Genomic DNA, 17,248 nt, shown 5'->3' on the forward strand with positions numbered 1-17,248 from the left:
CCGGCATCGCGGCTCAGCCGGTCTGCTCGTAGTCGAACCAGTCGACGTGGACGGTCCCGGTGGCGGCGTAGACGCCGATGACGCGGCCGGTGAAGCCGCCGGCCACCTCGGTGGACAGGTAGCGGCCGTCCAGCGCGGCCAACGCGGTGACCGTGCCGTCCGGCTCCTCGAAGCCGAGCGTGACCAGGTCCGGGCCGCTGCCCGGGTCGTCCGGCGCCGGGATGGTGACGTCCACCCGCAGCACCACCGCTCCGGCCGGTGCGGGCCGGGACGCGACCACCTGGCTCACCGAACTGAGGCGGACGACCAGGCGTACCTCGCCACCGGCGACCTCCACCTCGTAGTGGTGCCGTTCGTCCATGCGCACCGCCAGGCCCCCGGCGCCCTCGCTCGCGTCGAGCAGTGCCCTGACCCGGCAGGTGTGGTGCTGCTGGCGCCGGCCGACGAACACCACGTCCGGGTCGTCCATGGACGCACCCCGGGCCCGCAGGGTCAGCCACCCCGGGCGCTCGCCTGTGGTGATCAGATCGGCCGGGCGGTCGCGCAACGAGACCCACTGCGGGGCGAGCCGTTCGTCGTCGAAGTCGTCGCGCACCGCCACCGTGGGCGCGGGGTGCAGCGGCCAGCCGGGGGCGGGCAGCTCCAGGTCGGGTGAGCCGGCCACCGGCCAGCCGTCCTCGTTCCAGACGACCGGGGCGAGGAAGGTCTCACGGCCGAGCACGTGCCAGCCGGGGGTGCCGCCGTTCGGACGGACGCCGAGCAGCACCAGCCACCAGGAGCCGTCCGGGCCCTGCACCAGGTCGGCGTGGCCGGTGTTCTGCACCGGGTGCTCGTGGCCGCGGTGGGTGAGGATCGGATTGTGCGGGCACGGCTCGAACGGGCCGTTCGGGGAGGTGCCACGGGCGATGGACACGGCGTGTGCACGCTCAGTGCCGCCCTCGGCGATCATCAGGTACCAGTACTCGCCGATGCGGTACAGGTGCGGGGCCTCGGGGTAGCGGGCGCCGGGGGTACCGGACCAGACGTCCTCGGTCTCGCCGGTCACTTTGCCGGTGGCCGGGTCGAGTTGGACCTGCTGGACGCCGGCGCAGGTGCACCAGCAGGTGCCGTCCTCGTCCCAGGCGATGTCCGGGTCGATGCGCGGCACGTCCGGCAGCCGGACGGGGTCGGACCAGGGGCCGGCCGGGTCGGTCGCGGTGACCAGCAGGTTCCCGTAGCCGCTGACGTTGGTGACGATCAGGTGGAAGCGGCCGTCGTGGTGGCGCAGGGTGGGCGCGTAGATGCCGGTGGAGGACGGTGAGTCCAACGGCAGGGCCAGTTGTCCGGGCCGGTCCAGCACGTTGCCGATCTGCGTCCAGTTCACCAGGTCGAGGCTGTGGAAGATCGGCACGCCGGGGAAGTACTCGAAGCTGGAGCACGCGAGGTAGTAGTCGTCGCCGACGCGGCACACCGTCGGGTCGGGGTGGAACCCGGGGACGATCGGGTTGCTGACGGTGGCGGTCGCCTGGTGCTGGTCGGGCACTCGTGTTCCTCTCCAGGGCCGCCGGCCCTGTTCTGGTGGGCTTTCGGTGTCTTTCGGTGTGGGGGCGGCCCGGTGACGTACCGGGCCGCCCGGCGGGGTCCGGCCGACTGCCGTCAGCCGAACGTCCACTGCTGGTTGCTCTGGTTCGAGCCGCAGGCCCAGAGCTGCACCTTGGTTCCGCTCGCGGTGCCGTACCCGTTGACGTCCAGGCACAGCCCTGTCCGCACGTTGGTGACCGTGCCGTTGGGGTTGACGTTCCACTGCTGGTTGGCGCCGCCGTTGCACTGCCAGATCACGGCGGCGGTGCCGTTCGCCGTGCCGTTGCCGAAGTCGTCCAGGCACATCGGGGCGGAGGTGCCGGCGTAGAGGCGGAACTCCTTGGCGGAGGTGCGCGTCAGGGTCTGGGCCGTACCGCCGTTGCAGTCCCAGATCTGGGCCTGGGTGCCGGCCGCGGTGCTGCCGTTGTCGATGTCCAGGCACTTGCCCGCGCCGACCGCGTGCAGCGCGCCGGTGGCGGCGCCGGTGTCGCCGCCGCTGCTCGGGTGCATCTGCACCACGACCACCGAGTACGCGGGGACGGTCTGGGTGGTGGCGGTGCCGCTGGTGGACGAGGTGATCGAGGTGCCGTTCTTCTGGTAGCTGTACACGGTCGGAGCGGCCGAGGACGGGGTGAACCCGTTGTAGGACAGGGACACCGTGGTGGCGTTGTCCGGGTCCTTGTTGATCAGCATCACGTTCACGTCGCCGTTGCCGCGGTGGACCGCGTGCGCGGAGATCAGCGGGGTGGAGCTGCCGGTCTTGATCAGCGAGTCGCCCGACTGGGCCAGCTTGCTGATCATCGAGATGCCGTAGTAGGGCGCGAACGGGGTGTCCAGCGGCGGCTCGCAGGACGGGCCGCTGGCCAGCACTCCCCCTTCGTCGTAGTCGGTGGCACCGTCCACCGTGGTCACGTGGGAGCAGTCGGTGCCGTTGTGCATGGCCCAGTAGTCGACGGTGAAGGCGCCGTTCTCCGCCCAGGTCAGCATCTGGTCCGGCGCGAACAGCCCGTTCGGCGCGGTGTCCTTGTACTTGTCGACGTTCGTCTCCGTGATGGCGATGCCCACGTTGGGTGCGTTGCCGCCGGCGTACTGGTTGATCAGCGACCGCACCGTGCCTGCCATGGACGGCACGGCGGTCTGCGGCTTGGCCAGCAGATCGGCTTCGCCGGTGCTGGTCGGGTAGTCGTGCACGATGACGAAGTCGATCTTCGGACCGGCGATCGACAGGACCGTGTGGTTCCAGTCCTGGGTGTCGCCGGGGCCGGTGATGCCGTCCGGCCAGCTGCCGGGTGTGGTGAGCACCGCCCCGATCTTGATGCCGGGGTCGACGGCCTTCATCGCCGAGACGAACTGCAGGAGGTTGGTGGCGTAGGTGGTGGCGCTGTGGCTGGAGTGCTTGTCCGTCTCCCACTGCGCGCCGTATTCGCCGTTGCCGGGGATCTCGTTGCCGATCTCCCAGTACTTGACGCCGTAGCCCTTGGTGACATTGGCGTACCGCACCCAGTCCGCCGCCTCCTGCGGCGTGCCCGACCCGTAGTCCGCGGTGATGATCGGCTGCGTGCCCGCGGCCCGGACGGTGCCCATGAACGTGTCGAAGTCGGTGTTCGGGGCGACGTAGTTGCCGTCGGCGGTGTTGGTCTGCCAGTGGTAGACGTCGGCGTAACTGCCGCCCGGGTAGCGGAACATTCCGATGCCTGCGTTCTTGAGCAGGCCGGGGATGGCAGGGCCGTTCATGTCGGCGTCGTAGACCTGGGTGTTCAGGCCGGGGGTGGTGGACGAGTAGTTCGCCAGCCAGTGGCTGGTGTCGACGGTCACCGTCGCGGAGGTGGCGGCGGCGGCCGGGGCGGCGGCGCTGAACGTGCCGGCCGACAGCGCGGCGGCGGTGAGTGCGGAGGCGGCGGCCAGGGCGAACAGGCGTTCGCGCCCGGCGCGGAGGAACCGTTTCACGAAACCCTCCATCGGGTCGGGTTCGGGCAGGGACGTGGTGCTCCCGTCTGCGGAACGGCGGGCTTCCCGCCGTGCGATCGGGCACGGCAGGCAGGGGTGGAACCGTGGCCGCGGGTCAGCTCATGCGCAGCAGGACGGCCGACGGGGCCGCGGGCAGCGTCAGCGTGAGTTCCGCCGCACCGGGGTCCCATGCGGTGGTGACGGGGCCGGCGGCGGGGAAGACCGGCGTCGCCACTGCCGGGGCGCCCCTCAGGTGCGGCAGGTGCAGGGCGGTTGTCGGGTCGGCACCGGGGCGGCGCCAAGCGGTCAGATAGGTGGTGGTCGCGGTGCGCAGGCCCACCGCGACCCAGGGGTCGTCCCAGGCCGGCAGGCCCAGCGGCCACAGCGGCAGCGCGCCGGGCAGGTCGGCGCGCAGGTCGCGGTAGACCGCGACGGCCTCGTGCACCAGGGCGCGGGCCTGCGGGCTCAGGCCCGCCAGCGGCCCGGACAGATGGATCCGCCCGAGCAGCGCGCTCACCAGGGTGAAGGCGACTTCGTCCGGGGTGTCCTCGGGTTGCGGGTAGGCCCACACCGCGCCCTGCTCCGGGGTGACGGCGGTCGGCGCGGCGGCGGCGATCGGCGCGTAGCGCAGAAGGTTCTGCTGGTCGCTGGTGGACAGCAGCTGCATCCGGGACAGCAGCGCATGGTCCGCCCGCATGCCGCCGGACGCGCAGTTCTCCAGCACCAGGTGCGGGTGCCGGTCCAGGACGCCCTCCAGCCAGGCCAGGTGCGCTCGGTGGTGGCCGAGCGCACCGGCCGCCGGGACCTCGGCGGGGTGGCCGCTGGTTCCCGAACCGGCGTCGATGTTGTGATCCAGCTTCAGGTAGCCCACACCCCACTCACCCACCAGGCGGTCCACCACCGCGTCCAGGTGCGCGCGGGCCGCCGGGTGCCGCAGGTCGAGCTGGTACCGCCCGGTCTCCATCACCCGCACACCGTCCCGCCGGAAGAAGGCCCCGTCCGGCAGCGCCGTGGCGATCGGACTGCGTACCCCGACCACCTCCGGTTCCAGCCACAGGCCGGGCACCATGCCGCGCTCGCGGATCCGGTCCAGCACCTCGTGGATGCCGCGCGGACCGGGGAAACGGGTGGTGGACGGCTGCCATGCGCCGACGCTGTCCCACCAGCCGGCGCTGTCGTCGTACCAGCCGGCGTCGATGACGAAGTACTCCGCGCCGGCGTCTGCGGCGGCGTCCACCAGCGGCAGCAGCTTCGCCGTGGTCGGGTCGCCCATCAGGCAGTTCATGTAGTCGTTGAAGATCACCGGAAGCGTCGTGTGGTCGGGGTGCGGCCGGCGGGACGCGCGGCGGTAGGTGGTCATGGCGCCGAACGCGTCGTCCAGCCGGTCACCGAACGCCACCGAGACCGGCACCGTGCGGAACTCTCCGCCTGGCTCCAGCGGGTGCCGCCAGCCGTGGTCGGTGTCGGTGGGGCCGGACAGCGCCAGGTAGGCGGCGCCGTGGCGTTCGCCGAGCTCCCAGCGCCGGCCGCCGCCGTTGTGCTCGACCTGCCACACCCAGGCCCGGCCGGACGCCCGGTCGGACAACGCACCCATCGGCAGGTGTCCGCAGCTGGACCAGGTGCCCTGCCCTGCCATGGCGAACGAGCCTTTGCCGTACCCGTATTCGACCCGTCCGCCGAGCCGGGGCAGCGCCGCCCGCAGCGGCCGGCGTTGCCAGCGGAACTCGGCGAGCCAGTCGTTCCCGGCCCACCACACGTCGGCGGTGTCCAGGCCGATGTCGGTGATGCCGCCGAGGGTCAGCGAGGTCACCGACTCGAGGTGCAGGGTGTCGGTGCCTTCGTTGCGCAGCGTCACCTCGGCGCGCAGGGCCGGTACGCCGTCCGGCGACCGGTACACCGCCTCGGCGGCCAGCCCGGTCTCCGGGTCGTGCAGCTCGACGGTGAGCACATGCCAGGCGCCCTCGCGGGTGATGTGGTGTGCGCGGTGCAGCAGCCGCGTGCCGAGGGTGCTGTCCACCAGGCGGTGGCTGGACCAGTGCCGGCCGTGGCCGGCGGCGGTGACCTCGACCGGCGGCAGGGCGGCGTCCCAGGCGGGGGCGCCGGGTGAGCCCAGGCCCAGCCGGGTGCTGCCGTCGGCGCTTATGCGCAGGTCGAGCCGCAGGGCGTCGTGGCCCCAGCTGAGGGTCGCGTGAGCCGTCGTGGCGGTCACAGTGCCGCCTCCGCCCCGGCGTCCGGCGCGGCGCGGCCTGTCTGCTGCGGCCGTTGCAGGCTCACTGGCCGGTCCCGACCTTGTCCAGGACGTTCGTGGTCATCCAGGCCCTCAGGCGGTCGCCGCTGCTCGCCTTCCATCGGGAGACGGCGGCCTGGACGTCCGAGACCTTCTTCTTGCCGTGGTAGCAGTCCTTGATGGTGTCCTCCACCGACTGCGCCGCGGCGGCGGTCGCCAGCGACTGCGACAGGCTGATGTTCACGTTCCAGAACAGCGGCTTGTAGCCGTACTTCACGTTCGCCGCCGCCCAGGCGGTGTAGTCCTTGGTGACGGTGTCGGCGCCCTGGTTGCTGATCACGGACGCGGGCGCGGCCAGGAAGGGGTAGGTGGTCGCCTGGACGTCCTTCTGGCCCTCTTTGGTCGCCGTCGGCACCCCGTTGTCCATCGTGTAGTGGACGCCCTCGACACCGTAGTTGACCATGGTGTATTCGCGCGTGCCGTAGGGCGCCGCCAAGTAGTCGGCCACCGACAGCAGTTCCTCGATCTGGGCCGGCTTCAGGCGCTTGTTCAGGTAGCTGATCATGCTGGCGGAAGGCCCCAGGAAGATGCTCGGGGTGCTCTTGCCGTCGGCGGCGAAGACGTCGAAGGAGCCGCGGCGGTAGTTCTTGTCCGCGGCGAGGCCGGACTGGTGGTCGGCCAGGTTCCACGCGCCGAGGCCGCCGCCGGCGATCAGCGCCTTCCCCGCGTAGAACCGGGTGCCCTGGCCGGCGTTGTTCCCCGCCAGGCCGTCGGGGTGCATGAAGCCGGACTTCGCCAGGCGGTAGTGCCAGTCCATGGCCTCCAGGAACTGCGGCAGTTCGTACTTGTGGACGAGCTTGCCGTCGGCCAGCTTCCACTGCGCCGGCACGTCCCAGAAGAGCGAGAGATAGGTCCACACGTCGTCGAACGCCCACACACCGCGCTTGGCGTCGGTCAGCTCCTTGCCCAGGTTCCACATGTCGTCGGCGGACGTGACCTGGTCGGCGGTGATCCCCTTCGCCTCCAGGATGTCCCGGCGGTAGAAGATGGCGCCGGCCAGCGCGAAGTTGGTGGAGAAGCAGGGTATGCCGTAGAGCTTGTCGCCCCATGCGCAGGTCTGCCAGGCGCCGGTGGGCAGGGCCGCCAGGTTCGGGTACTTCCTGATCTTGTCGCCGGCCAGGTAGGGCGTCAGGTCCGCGAGCTGGGTCCCGGCCAGTTCGCCGGTGTTGAAGGCGTTGTTCCACCAGGCCGGCAGCTGGATCCAGTCGGGCAGGCGGCGCGCGGCGGCCATGGTGGGAACGACGGTGTTGTAGTTGTTGCCGTCGGCCGGCTTGACGGTCAGGTCGACACCCAGGGCCTTGCTCATGGCCCGGTAGAAGGAGTTCCCCGCGGCGGGGATGGTCCCCCACAGCGGCGTGACCGCGGTATAGCTGCCGCCCTTGCCCGGCACGCCGGAGACCGTCGCGACCTGGTCGGTGGGGTAGTTCAGGAACGCCGGGTCGGTGGCCGCCCCGTTGCCGCCGCCCGACACGGACGGGATGTCCGGCTTCACGGCCGTACTGGGCACGTAGGCCGGCAGCGCCGCCTTCAAGCCGGTCCTGGTGTTCGCCCCGGTCTTCCGGTGCGAGCCGCCGCCGCAGGCGGACAGCAGCGGGGCGGTCGCGGCGGCTCCCGCGACGGACGCGGCCGCGCTGACGAAGGTTCTGCGATTCAGCTGACTGCTCATGTGGAAGCGGCCCTTCCCCTGTGAGGTGTCGAAGCGCTTAGACGATTGGCGGCGACCGTATCGACCGTTCTCCTGCCAGACAAGAGGAGAAACAAAAGCAATCTCCCGTTACTGCTTTCGCTGACGGCCCGAAGAGGTCCCGGAGCAGCGTCGATGCGCTTCACCTTCGTTCCGTCCCGATTGCCAGGGGTCAGCGGCACTCGCCGACCAGGGCGAGCAGGTGATCCGGGCCGGGTGAGGCGAACGACATCGGGGGCCGCTGCAGGAAAGTTTCGCGCCCACAGACGGAGAGGAGCTAATATGATCGCTGTCGGTCGCTCGGCCGGCCATGGGGTGTGGCGAGGACGTGAAAGGTCGGAAGGCGGCTTTGGCTCAGGACACAGCGGAAGGGCTGGCGGACGGTGGCGAACACCCCGGGGGTGACCCCTCCCGGCCGGTGACGATCGCGTACATCGCCGAGTCGGCGGGCGTGTCGGTTCCGACCGTCTCCAAGGTGCTCAACGGCAAGTCGGGGGTGTCGCCCGGCACCCGCGCCCGCGTCGAGGAGCTGATCGACCGGTACGGCTACCGCAAGCTCTCGGGCGCGAACCGGAACAACGTGGTGGAGCTGGTGTTCCGCGAGCTGGAGAGCATGTGGGCCGTGGAGATCATCCGGGGCGTGGAGCGGGTCGCCAGAAGGCACCGCGTGGGACTGATGGTCTCGCGCTTCGGCCTGCACGACTCACCGGCTCCGACCTGGGACGACACCGTGGCCCGCCGCCCGAACTGCGTGCTGTCGGTGGCGCAGCTGTCCGAGGCCGAGCGCGAGCAGCTCCAGGCGAAGGGCATTCCGTTCGTCGTCTTCGATCCGACCCGTGAACTGCCGGACGACGTCCCCTTCGTCGGCGCCACCAACTGGTCCGGCGGCCGGGCCGCGACCCGCCACCTGACCGAGTTGGGCCATCGGCGGATCGCGATGATCAGCGGACCGCAGGACGTGCTGTGCTGCGCTGCCCGGCTGGACGGCTACCGCTCCGCGTTGCAGGCGGCCGGCCTGCCGTTCGATCCGGACCTGGTGGTCCACGCCGATCTCACCCGGGAGGACGGCTGTATCGCGGCGCGCGACCTGCTGGCCCGGCCGGACCGCCCCACCGCGGTCTTCGCCGCGAACGACCCGCTGGCGCTCGGGGTGTACCAGGCCGCGCGCGAGGCCGGCCTGCGCATCCCGGAGGACCTGAGCGTGGTCGGTTTCGACGATCTGCCGGCGGTCTCCTGGGTGGACCCGCCGTTGACCACCGTCCACCAGCCGCTGACCGAGATGGCCATCGCGGCGACCGAGCTCGCCCTGACCCTCGGCCGCGGTGAGCAGGCGCCCCAGACCGGGCTGGAGATCGCAACGACGCTCACCGTACGGGAGAGCACCGCGCCGCCGAAGAGCTGACGGTTCGCCCCCCGGACCGGGGGGCCGGTCCCTGGACCGCGTCGTCCGACCGGGTGAACGTCTCGCGTTCCGGCATTTCCTGGACGCCCGCCCGGGTGGACGGCCTTCCCGGCCCGCCGGATCGGCGGGCCGGGAAGGCCGCATGAGGCGGAGCGCTACGGTGCACCCGCCGCCGCGCCGGCCGCGATCAGCTGCCGGTTGATGTCGCGGACCGGTCCGGGTTCGACCTTCAGGACCGCGCGGTCGTAGGTCACCAGCCCGTTCAACTCGCCCTCGACATCGCTGATCTGGGTGTACACCGAACCGGAGATGCCGGCTGCCGCGCCCGCCAGCAGCTGGCTGGTGTTGGCGACGTACGCCTTGGTCAGCTCCTCGATGGTGGGCACGTCACCGTAGTTCTGGCCGCCGGAGACGCCCAGGATGTGGCCGGGGATCGTCAGCGAGTAGCCGCCGTGCTCACCGTCCACGGCCGCCCGTGTCGCGTCGGGGGACGGCGCGGCCGGACCGTGGTAGAGGTGGTGGTCGATCAGGTCGCCGCGCCCCGAGTCGCCCTTGGAGGCGCAGCAGTTGACGCCCGATGCGGGGTCGACCAGGCGGCTGGGGTCCTGCTGCTTGACCGCGTCGGCGAGCGCGCCCGTGGCCTCCTTGGTCTTCTCGCCCCAGCCCTCGTTGGTCATCGTCCAGATCACGACGGAGGGGCTGCTGATGTGCTGGTCGACGATCTCGTGGACCTGGTCGGTGAAGGCCTGGTCGCTGGCCGCGGTGGCCGTCGGCCCGGCGTTGCGGCTGGGCATGTCCTGCCAGACCATCAGGCCCAGCCGGTCGGCCCAGTAGTACCAGCGCGCGGGTTCGACCTTGATGTGCTTGCGCACCGCGTTGAAGCCGAGCTGCTTGTGCACCTCCAGGTCGGACCTGAGGGCCGCGTCGGTGGGCGCGGTGTAGATGCCGTCGGGCCAGAAGCCCTGGTCGAGGGTGGCCAGGACGAAGGTCGGCCTGCCGTTCAGCTCGATCTTGTTGACGCCGCCGACGTCGGCCACGGCGATCGACCGCATGCCGAAGTAGGAACCCACCTCGTCGTGCGAACGGCCGCTGCTGAGCGTGACCTTGAGGTCGTACAGGTAGGGGTGGTCGGGGCTCCACAGCTCGGGGTGCGGGACCTTGAGCCGCAGTTTCGTGCCGGCCGTGCCGGTGACCGTGCCGACGGGTGTGCGGCCCGCGTAGGCGGTGGCGGTCACCCGGGCGGAGGCGGGGGTGCCGGCGGCCGGGCGTACGGTGACGGCGAGTGACTCGTCGGCGAGGTCAGGGGTCAGCACCAGCGAGTCGATGCTCGCCTCGGGGACCGGCTCGAGCCAGACGGTCTGCCAGATGCCGGAGGTGGGGGTGTACCAGATGCCGCTGGGGTCGCGGGACTGCTTGCCCGTCGGCGTCTGGTCGTCGGTGGTGTCCTTGACCTTCAGCAGCAGCGTCTGCGGTCCGCGTCCCTTGAGGGCGTCGGTGACGTCCGCGGTGAAGGCCTCGTAGCCGCCGACGTGGTGGGCGACCTGGCGGCCGTTGACGTACACCCACGTCTCGTAGTCCACCGCCCCGAAGTTCAGCCGCAGCCGGTTGTCGGAGCCGACCTGCCAGGTGCGCGGGACGGTGAAGCTGCGCTGGTAGAGCGACCAGTCGTGGTGCTCGGCGACGCCGGACAGCGGCGCCTCCATCGGGTAGGGCACGAGGATGGAGCCGCTCAGCTTGCCCGCGGGCAGCGCCGCGTTCTCATCCGTGGCCTGGAACTGCCAGGTCCCGTTGAGGTTCTGCCACCGGTCGCGGGTCAACTGGGGCCGCGGGTAGTCGGGAAGGGCGTTGGCGGGGCTGACGTCCTTGGCCCACTTGGTGGCGAAGTACCAGGTGGAGTTGTTGGTCGCCAGGCCCGAGAGCAGCGGCACCTCCCCCGCGGCCGTGGTCAGGTCGCCCTGCCCGTCGTAGCTGACCCGCACCTTCGACTTCAACGCAGCGGGGGTGTCGGACTCCCCGGCGGTCAGCAGCAGTTGGGAGGCGTCGGCGGGGTTCACCGCCACCGTCGGCGTCCAGCGGTTGCTGCCGGCGATCACCGCCAGGTGCTTGCCGATGTCCTGCGGCAGCGCGGTGACCGCGCCGGGCAGTTGCAGGGTCGCGGTCCGGCCCGAGGTGTCGACGGCGGCGTCGACGGTGGGCGGGGTGAAGCCGGCGGGCAGGTGCAGGGCGGAGTCGGGTATCGCCTGCCGGGTGATCCCCGGGCCCGACCACTCGGTGGTGATGTACGCCCCGCCGTTGCCCTGGTTGTAGTCGAAGGCCAGGGTGTGCGCGCCCGCGGTCAGCGTGATCGGCTCCGACGTCGTCTGCACGTCCCAGTCGGTCGTCCAGTGGTCGATGACGCTCGACCCGTCGAGCGACATGCGGAAGCCGTTGTCGCCCTTGATGTAGAAGGTGTACGTCCCGCCGGCCGGCACGTCGAGCTGTCCGGTCCAGTGGACGGCGACGTTCAGGGTGGAGCCGGCGTTGTCGCGCAGCGACGGGAGCAGGTCGGGGACGTTCAGGGACGGTTCGACGCCGGTGCTGCTGTAGGTGGCGAAGTCCAGTGAGGTGGCGTCGGTGCTGAGGTAGTAGTCGGCGCGCAGCCCCTGCGGGGTGTCGGCTGCCGCGGTGGCGTCCTGCGGCGCCTGGAGGGCGCCGGCGGTCGCCGGGGTGATCAGTGCCGCGCCCAACAGCAGGGTGACGAGGGCGGCCAGTCGGCGTCGTTTCGGTAGTCGGATCCTGCCTGATCTCACTGCGGATTCCCCTTCCGTGGGAATACTCGGCGGCCAGGAGCCGCGGAGGTGCGTGCCTCCGCCATCTTTCTAACGTTGGAAAACTCGGCCGGATGAATGAAACCAGGGCTGCGGAGCCAGGTCCAGCCCGAGGCCGAGATCCGTTGTGTGGCAGGCGGGGGCGGTGGGGCGGTCAGGGCGTGATCGAGACGACCGCGGTCGCCGGAACCGGCACTGACGGTGAAGCCGAGTGCCCCCGCCTCACCTGCGTGGGCACGTGCCGCCCGGGGCCCCGAGGATGTAACGTCACGGATGCCGAGGGAAGGAAGTCCGTGGGCGCCAGTCTCAAAGACGTCGCGCAGCTGGCCGGCGTGTCCGTCAAGACGGTGTCCAACGTGGTCAACAACCGTCCGCACGTCACTCCTGCGATGCGCGAGCGCGTGCAGCGGGCGGTCGACGCCCTGGACTACCGGCCGAACCTGACGGCCCGCCATCTGCGCAAGGGGCGGACCGGCATCATCGCGCTGGCCGTCCCCGAACTGGGCAACCCCTATTTCGCCGAACTCGCCGGGGCGGTGGTCGACGCCGCCGCACGCTTCGACTACACGGTGCTGCTCGACCACACCGCGGGCCGCCGCGAGCAGGAGGTCCTGGTCACGCAGGGGTTCAGGGCGCACGTCATCGACGGCCTGATCCTCAGCCCGATCGAGCTGGAGACCGCCGACCTGCTCGGCCGCCGCGACGACGCTCCGCTGGTGCTGCTGGGCGAGCGCGAGTACGACGCCCCCTACGACCAGATCGCCATCGACAACGTCGCCGCCGCCCGCACCGCGGTACGCCACCTCACCGGGCTCGGCCGGCAGCGGATCGCCTTCCTCGGTGCCCGCCGCGAACTGGCCAGGCAGCCCGCCCACCTGCGGCTGCGCGGCTGGCGCGAGGAGCTGACCGCGGCCGGCCTGCCGCACGACGACTCACTGGTCGCCGCCACCGACGGCTACGGCCGGTGGGACGGCGCCGCCGCGATGAACGCCCTGCTCAACCAGGGCGCGCAGCCGGACGCCGTCTTCGCCTACAACGACCTGATGGCACTCGGCGCGATGCGGGCGCTCGGCGAGCGCGGGCTGCGGGTGCCGCAGGACGTGTCGGTGGTCGGCTTCGACGACATCGAGGACGGCCGCTTCGGCGCGGTCACCCTCACCACGGTCTCGCCCGACAAGCAGGCCATCGCCCGGCTCGCCGTCGAACGGGTGGTCGCCCGGCTGACCGGCGACCCGCAGGTCGAGCCCGAGCGCATCCAGCCCGGCTACCGGCTCGTCGCCCGGGAGTCCACCGCCCCTCCCCCGGCGTGAGCAGCCGCCCGTTCATGGACGGGCACCACCCGCACTCGACGATCTCCCGGTCAGCTGGACTCGCGCATCACCAGCTTGCACGGCACGGTCCTGACCCCCGGGGTGGCGGTGCCGTCGATCGCTTCGAGCAGGCGCAGGGCGGCGACCCGGCCGATCTCGCCGAGGTTCATGTCGATCGTGGTCAGCGGCGGGCGGGCGGCCAGCGCCATGGTGTCCCAGTTGTCGTAGCCGACCACGGCGATGTCGTCGGGGACGCGGTGGCCGTCCTCGCGCAGGGTGTCGGCGACACCGCGGGCGATCTGGTCGTTGCCGCAGAAGAAGGCGTCGGTGTCCGGTGCGGTACGCAGCACGGCACGGGCCGCGCGGCGGCCCCACGCCTCGCTCCAGTCACCGAACTGGACCCGGTCGCCGCACAGTTCGAGGCCGGCTTGGGCCAGCAGGTCCTCGGTCAGCCGGGCGCGGTGCTGGGCCGCCGCGTGGTGGGCGGGCCCGGTGATGTGGGCGATGCGGCGGCGGCCCGAGCTGATCAGGTGCTCCACCGCGAGCCGGGCGCCGCCCTCGTCGTCCGAGGCCACCGACATGTCCGCCGGGTCGGTCGAGGGCGACAGCGCGTAGACGGTGGGGACACCGCCGAGGCCGGCCAGCGGGGCGCGCGGGTCGGTGCGGCGGCCGGTGACGATGATGCCGTCCACCCGGCGGCCGAGCAGCGTCTGCACGTAGTGGCGTTCGCGGATCGCGTCGCCGCGGGTGTCGCAGAGCAGGACGGAGATCTTGCCGGCGCCCAGCGCGTCCTCCGCGCCGAGCAGCACGGGCGTGCTGAACCGCCCGATGCCGTCGGTGGTGATCAGACCGACCGTCCAGCTGCGGCCCGCGAGCAGGCTGCGGGCCTGCTCGTTGGGCTGGAAGTCCAGCCGCTGGGCCGCGTCCAGGACCCGCTGGCGCGTCTCGGGCCGCATGCGGCCGTTGCCGCTGAGCGCCTTGGACGCGGTGCCCACGCTCACCCCGGCCAGGTCGGCCACATCGGTGAGCGTCACACGGGCGGCGGGGTGACGGCGATCCGTCTCTGTCATGGACAATCCTTTGTTCAATCACACTGCGACTACCATCCTGCCAGGCTGCCCGCCTGCGGATGTGGTCAGTCCTTGACGGCGCCGGCGGTGACCCCTGCGGCGACGTAGCGCTGGGCGAGCACCAGCAGGACGGCGGCGGGGATGGACGCGATCACGGCGGTGGCCATGATGGCGTTCCACTCCTGGTTGTTGTTGCCGATGTACTTGTAGATGCCCAGCGTGATGGGGCGCATGTCGCCGCCCGCGTCGAGGGTGTTGGCGAAGACGAAGTCCGACCAGGCCCACAGGAAGCTGAACAGCGACACCGTCACCACCGCGTTGCGCGAGACCGGCAGCACGATCGCGGTGAAGGTGCGCCACAGGTTCGCGCCGTCCACCTTGGCCGCCGACAGCAGTTCGTCGGGGATGCCGGACATGAAGGCCGCGAAGATCATCACCCCGAAGGGCACCGCGATGGTGGAGTCCGCCACGACCAGGCCCCACCAGGTGTTCATGATGCCGAGGTTGAGGAAGATGCCGTAGAAGCCCATGGCCATCACGATGCCCGGGACCATCTGGGCGATCAGCAGCAGCAGGCCGAGCAGCCCCGCGCCGCGCGGGCGCAGCTTGGCCAGCGCGTAGCCGGCCGGTGCGGACAGCACCAGGGTCAGCGTGACGGTGCCGAGGCCGATCAGCAGGCTCACCCACAGGTAGGGCAGCTGGTCGTCGAGTACGGCCCGGTAGCCGGTGAAGGTGGGGTGCAGCGGGAGGAGGTCGGGCGGGGACTTGCGCATGTCCTGCTGCGGGGTCAGGGACACGTTGATCATCCAGTAGACCGGGAAGAGCATGACCGCGGTCAGCACGATGCCGATGACGGTGTTGCGGCGGGAGCGGAGGACGCGGGAGGTCATGCCGGCTGGCTCCTCTGGAGTCGGATGTAGAACAGGCCGAAGGCCAGCGCGATGAGGATCAGGATGTTGCCGACGGCGGCGCCGGGTCCGAAGTCGGGCAGCAGCGAGCCGAAGCCGTAGCGGTAGGACCAGGTGGACAGCGTCGTGGAGGAGTCGCCGGGACCGCCCCTGGTCATGATCCAGATGAGGTCGAAGACCTTGAGGGTGTAGATCAGTCCGAGCAGCACGGTGATCGCGGAGACCGGCCGCAGCAGCGGGAAGGTGATCCGCCGGAACTGCTGCCAGCCGGTCGCGCCGTCCAGCGACGCCGCCTCGTACAGCTCGGCGGGGATGTTCTGCAGCCCGCTGTAGAGGATGACCAGGTTGAACGGGATGCCGATCCAGATGTTCGCGATGATCACCGAGGTCAGCGCCCAGTGCGGCGAGGTCAGCCAGTCCACCTTGCCGACACCCACCAGGTGCAGCCCGTAGTTGACCACGCCGGACTCGCTGTTGAACATCCACGACCACGTCGAGGCCGACACGATCAGCGGCAGCAGCCACGGGATCAGGAACAGCGCGCGCAGCGTCGGTGCGAGCCGGAACCCGCGGTGGAAGAACACCGCGAGCGCCAGCCCGAGTACGTACTGGAAGAGGATCGACACCAGGGTGAAGACCATCGTGTTGCGCAGCGCGGTGGAGAAGGTCGGGTTGTCGATCACCTGCCGGAAGTTGTCCCAGCCGGAGAAGGGCGCACCGCCCTGGACGAACGACCGCACCGTGTAGTGGCGCAGCGAGAGGTCCACGTTGCGGTACAGCGGGTAGGCGTAGAAGGCCCCCAGATACACCACGACAGGCAGCAGGAAGGCCCAGGCGGCCAGTTGCGAGCCCCGCGGCACCCATCGGCTGCGGCGGGAGGGTGCCGGCGGGGGGTCGGCGTGCTCCGACGGCGCCCGCGAGGTGGCCGCGGACCGGTGCAGGTCGTCGGCGTGGGCGGTGGACATGCGGGGCTCCTTGGTCGGTACGGTGCGGAAACGGGCCTTACGGGCGGGCGTCGGTCAGGACTGGTGCGAGGCGACGCCCTTCTGGGCCGCCTCCATCGCGGACTGCGGGCTCTTGCCGCCGGACAGGGCGCCCTGCACGGCGGTCCACATCTGCTCGGAGATCACCGGGTACTTGGTGCCCAGGCCGCCGCTGGTCCGCCCGCGCGCCGCCGCGATCGCGGAGACCCACGGCTTGAGCGCCGGGTTCTGCTGGACCTGCTGGTCCTGGACCGCGGAGACCGGGGCGATGTAGGAGAGCGTGGTGTCGGTGGACAGGAAGTTGGTGTTGCTGGTCAGGCACTCCATGATCTTCTTGTCCACGGCGTAGCGCGAGGTGTCCTTCTGCACCGGTACGGTCACGAACTCGCCGCCCGTCGGGACGGGTGCGGAACCGCCGTTCTGGCCGGGGATGGTGATGATCCCGTAGTCGAAGCCGGCCTTCTCGGCGTTCGCCAGCTGCCAGGTGCCGTTCTCACCGAAGGCGTACTGGCCGGTGGCGAACTCCTGCCAGCTGGTCGTCTGGGTGTTGCTCAGCACGTCGTTGGGCGCCAGGCCCTGCGAGACCCAGTCCTTCCACAGCGTCAGTGCCGCGACGCCCTGGGGGCTGTCGAGCTTGTTCAGGTCGCCGCCGGCGCCCCAGAACCAGGGCAGGAACTGGAAGCTGCCCTCCTCGGTGCCGATCGCCCCGAAGGTGATGCCCTTCTTGCCCGCCGCCTTGGCCTTCTTCAGCGCCGCGGTCAGCGACGCCCAGTCCTTGACCGACGCCGGGTCGATGCCCGCCTGGGTGAGGATCGTCTTGTTGTAGTAGAGCGCGAGGGTGTTGGCGCCGATCGGGATGCCGTACGCCGCCCCGTCGGTGGTGCCCGCGCCGACGATGTTCTTCTGCAGGGCGGAGGTGTCGAGGCCCAGGTCGCTGGTCTTGGTGAGGACGCCGGCCTGCACCAGGGTGGACACGAACGGGTTGTCGACCATCATCAGGTCGGGCAGGCTGCCCTGCTGCCCCGCGAGCAGCGCCTTGTTGTTCAGGTCGGTGGTGTCCAGCGCGGTCCGCTTGAGCGTGACGCCGGCCTGGGTCCCGCAGGAGGCGACGAGCTTGGCCCACGCGGCGGAGGAGTCGAACTGCGGGTAGGGGTCCCAGAACGTGTACGTCCCGGAGCCCGAGGAGGAGCCGCCCCCCGACCCGGAGCCCGAGCACGCGCTGGCGCCCACCAGCGCGCAACATGCCACCACGGCCGAAACAGCGGAACGCGAGATTCTCATGGGTCTGTC

At 71.0% G+C, this 17,248-nt stretch carries 11 protein-coding genes; 2 read left to right on the forward strand and 9 right to left on the reverse strand.

Annotated elements, in window-relative coordinates; translation table 11 throughout:
* Window positions 1–13: 13 nt before the first annotated feature.
* The 4 genes from JT723_RS14730 to JT723_RS14745 form a co-directional block, all read right to left on the reverse strand.
* Window positions 14–1,522, reverse strand: a complete 1,509-nt coding sequence (locus tag JT723_RS14730) for a glycoside hydrolase family 43 protein (protein WP_205045043.1) — start codon at window positions 1,520–1,522, stop codon at window positions 14–16.
* Window positions 1,523–1,635: 113 nt separating this feature from the next.
* Window positions 1,636–3,507, reverse strand: a complete 1,872-nt coding sequence (locus JT723_RS36135; protein ID WP_205045044.1) for an RICIN domain-containing protein — start codon at window positions 3,505–3,507, stop codon at window positions 1,636–1,638.
* A 115-nt stretch (window positions 3,508–3,622) separates the two neighbouring features.
* On the reverse strand, window positions 3,623–5,716 hold the full coding sequence (locus JT723_RS14740; RefSeq protein WP_205045045.1) for an alpha-galactosidase: 2,094 nt from the start codon (window positions 5,714–5,716) through the stop codon (window positions 3,623–3,625).
* 61 nt (window positions 5,717–5,777) lie between these two features.
* Entirely contained in the window at window positions 5,778–7,460 is a 1,683-nt protein-coding gene (locus tag JT723_RS14745; protein WP_205045046.1) for an ABC transporter substrate-binding protein, read from the reverse strand.
* Between the two features lie 436 nt (window positions 7,461–7,896).
* Between JT723_RS14745 and JT723_RS14750 the strand changes: the two genes are divergently transcribed.
* Entirely contained in the window at window positions 7,897–8,880 is a 984-nt protein-coding gene (locus tag JT723_RS14750; RefSeq protein WP_251513213.1) for a LacI family DNA-binding transcriptional regulator, read from the forward strand.
* Between the two features lie 155 nt (window positions 8,881–9,035).
* Here JT723_RS14750 and JT723_RS14755 read toward each other — a convergent pair whose 3' ends face one another.
* Entirely contained in the window at window positions 9,036–11,669 is a 2,634-nt protein-coding gene (locus JT723_RS14755; RefSeq protein ID WP_205045048.1) for a PA14 domain-containing protein, read from the reverse strand.
* 311 nt (window positions 11,670–11,980) lie between these two features.
* Between JT723_RS14755 and JT723_RS14760 the strand changes: the two genes are divergently transcribed.
* Window positions 11,981–12,997 (forward strand): LacI family DNA-binding transcriptional regulator, encoded by a 1,017-nt coding sequence (locus JT723_RS14760; protein WP_205045049.1) that lies wholly within the window; start codon window positions 11,981–11,983, stop codon window positions 12,995–12,997.
* A 50-nt stretch (window positions 12,998–13,047) separates the two neighbouring features.
* Here JT723_RS14760 and JT723_RS14765 read toward each other — a convergent pair whose 3' ends face one another.
* The 4 genes from JT723_RS14765 to JT723_RS14780 form a co-directional block, all read right to left on the reverse strand.
* Complete coding sequence (locus JT723_RS14765) at window positions 13,048–14,067, reverse strand: LacI family DNA-binding transcriptional regulator (RefSeq protein ID WP_205045050.1); 1,020 nt, start codon at window positions 14,065–14,067, stop codon at window positions 13,048–13,050.
* Window positions 14,068–14,132: 65 nt separating this feature from the next.
* Window positions 14,133–14,957, reverse strand: a complete 825-nt coding sequence (locus tag JT723_RS14770) for a carbohydrate ABC transporter permease (RefSeq protein ID WP_205045051.1) — start codon at window positions 14,955–14,957, stop codon at window positions 14,133–14,135.
* Window positions 14,954–15,940: a carbohydrate ABC transporter permease gene (locus JT723_RS14775; RefSeq protein ID WP_205045052.1), complete on the reverse strand. Its 987-nt coding sequence runs from the start codon at window positions 15,938–15,940 to the stop codon at window positions 14,954–14,956. Before JT723_RS14775 ends, JT723_RS14770 begins: the two co-directional genes overlap by 4 nt.
* A 54-nt stretch (window positions 15,941–15,994) precedes the next feature.
* Window positions 15,995–17,239: a sugar ABC transporter substrate-binding protein gene (locus tag JT723_RS14780; RefSeq protein ID WP_205045053.1), complete on the reverse strand. Its 1,245-nt coding sequence runs from the start codon at window positions 17,237–17,239 to the stop codon at window positions 15,995–15,997.
* Window positions 17,240–17,248: the final 9 nt, after the last annotated feature.

The sequence above is a fragment of the Actinacidiphila bryophytorum genome, from assembly GCF_016916835.1.
GTDB lineage: Bacteria > Actinomycetota > Actinomycetes > Streptomycetales > Streptomycetaceae > Actinacidiphila > Actinacidiphila bryophytorum.

Excerpts from the sequence above, each read along its gene's own strand:
- JT723_RS14780 (WP_205045053.1), bottom strand. The coding sequence starts at position 17,239 with ATGAGAATCTCGCGTTCCGCTGTTTCGGCCGTGGTGGCATGTTGCGCG.
- JT723_RS14745 (WP_205045046.1), bottom strand. The coding sequence starts at position 7,460 with ATGAGCAGTCAGCTGAATCGCAGAACCTTCGTCAGCGCGGCCGCGTCC.
- JT723_RS14775 (WP_205045052.1), bottom strand. The coding sequence starts at position 15,940 with ATGTCCACCGCCCACGCCGACGACCTGCACCGGTCCGCGGCCACCTCG.
- JT723_RS14770 (WP_205045051.1), bottom strand. The coding sequence starts at position 14,957 with ATGACCTCCCGCGTCCTCCGCTCCCGCCGCAACACCGTCATCGGCATC.
- JT723_RS14765 (WP_205045050.1), bottom strand. The coding sequence starts at position 14,067 with ATGACAGAGACGGATCGCCGTCACCCCGCCGCCCGTGTGACGCTCACC.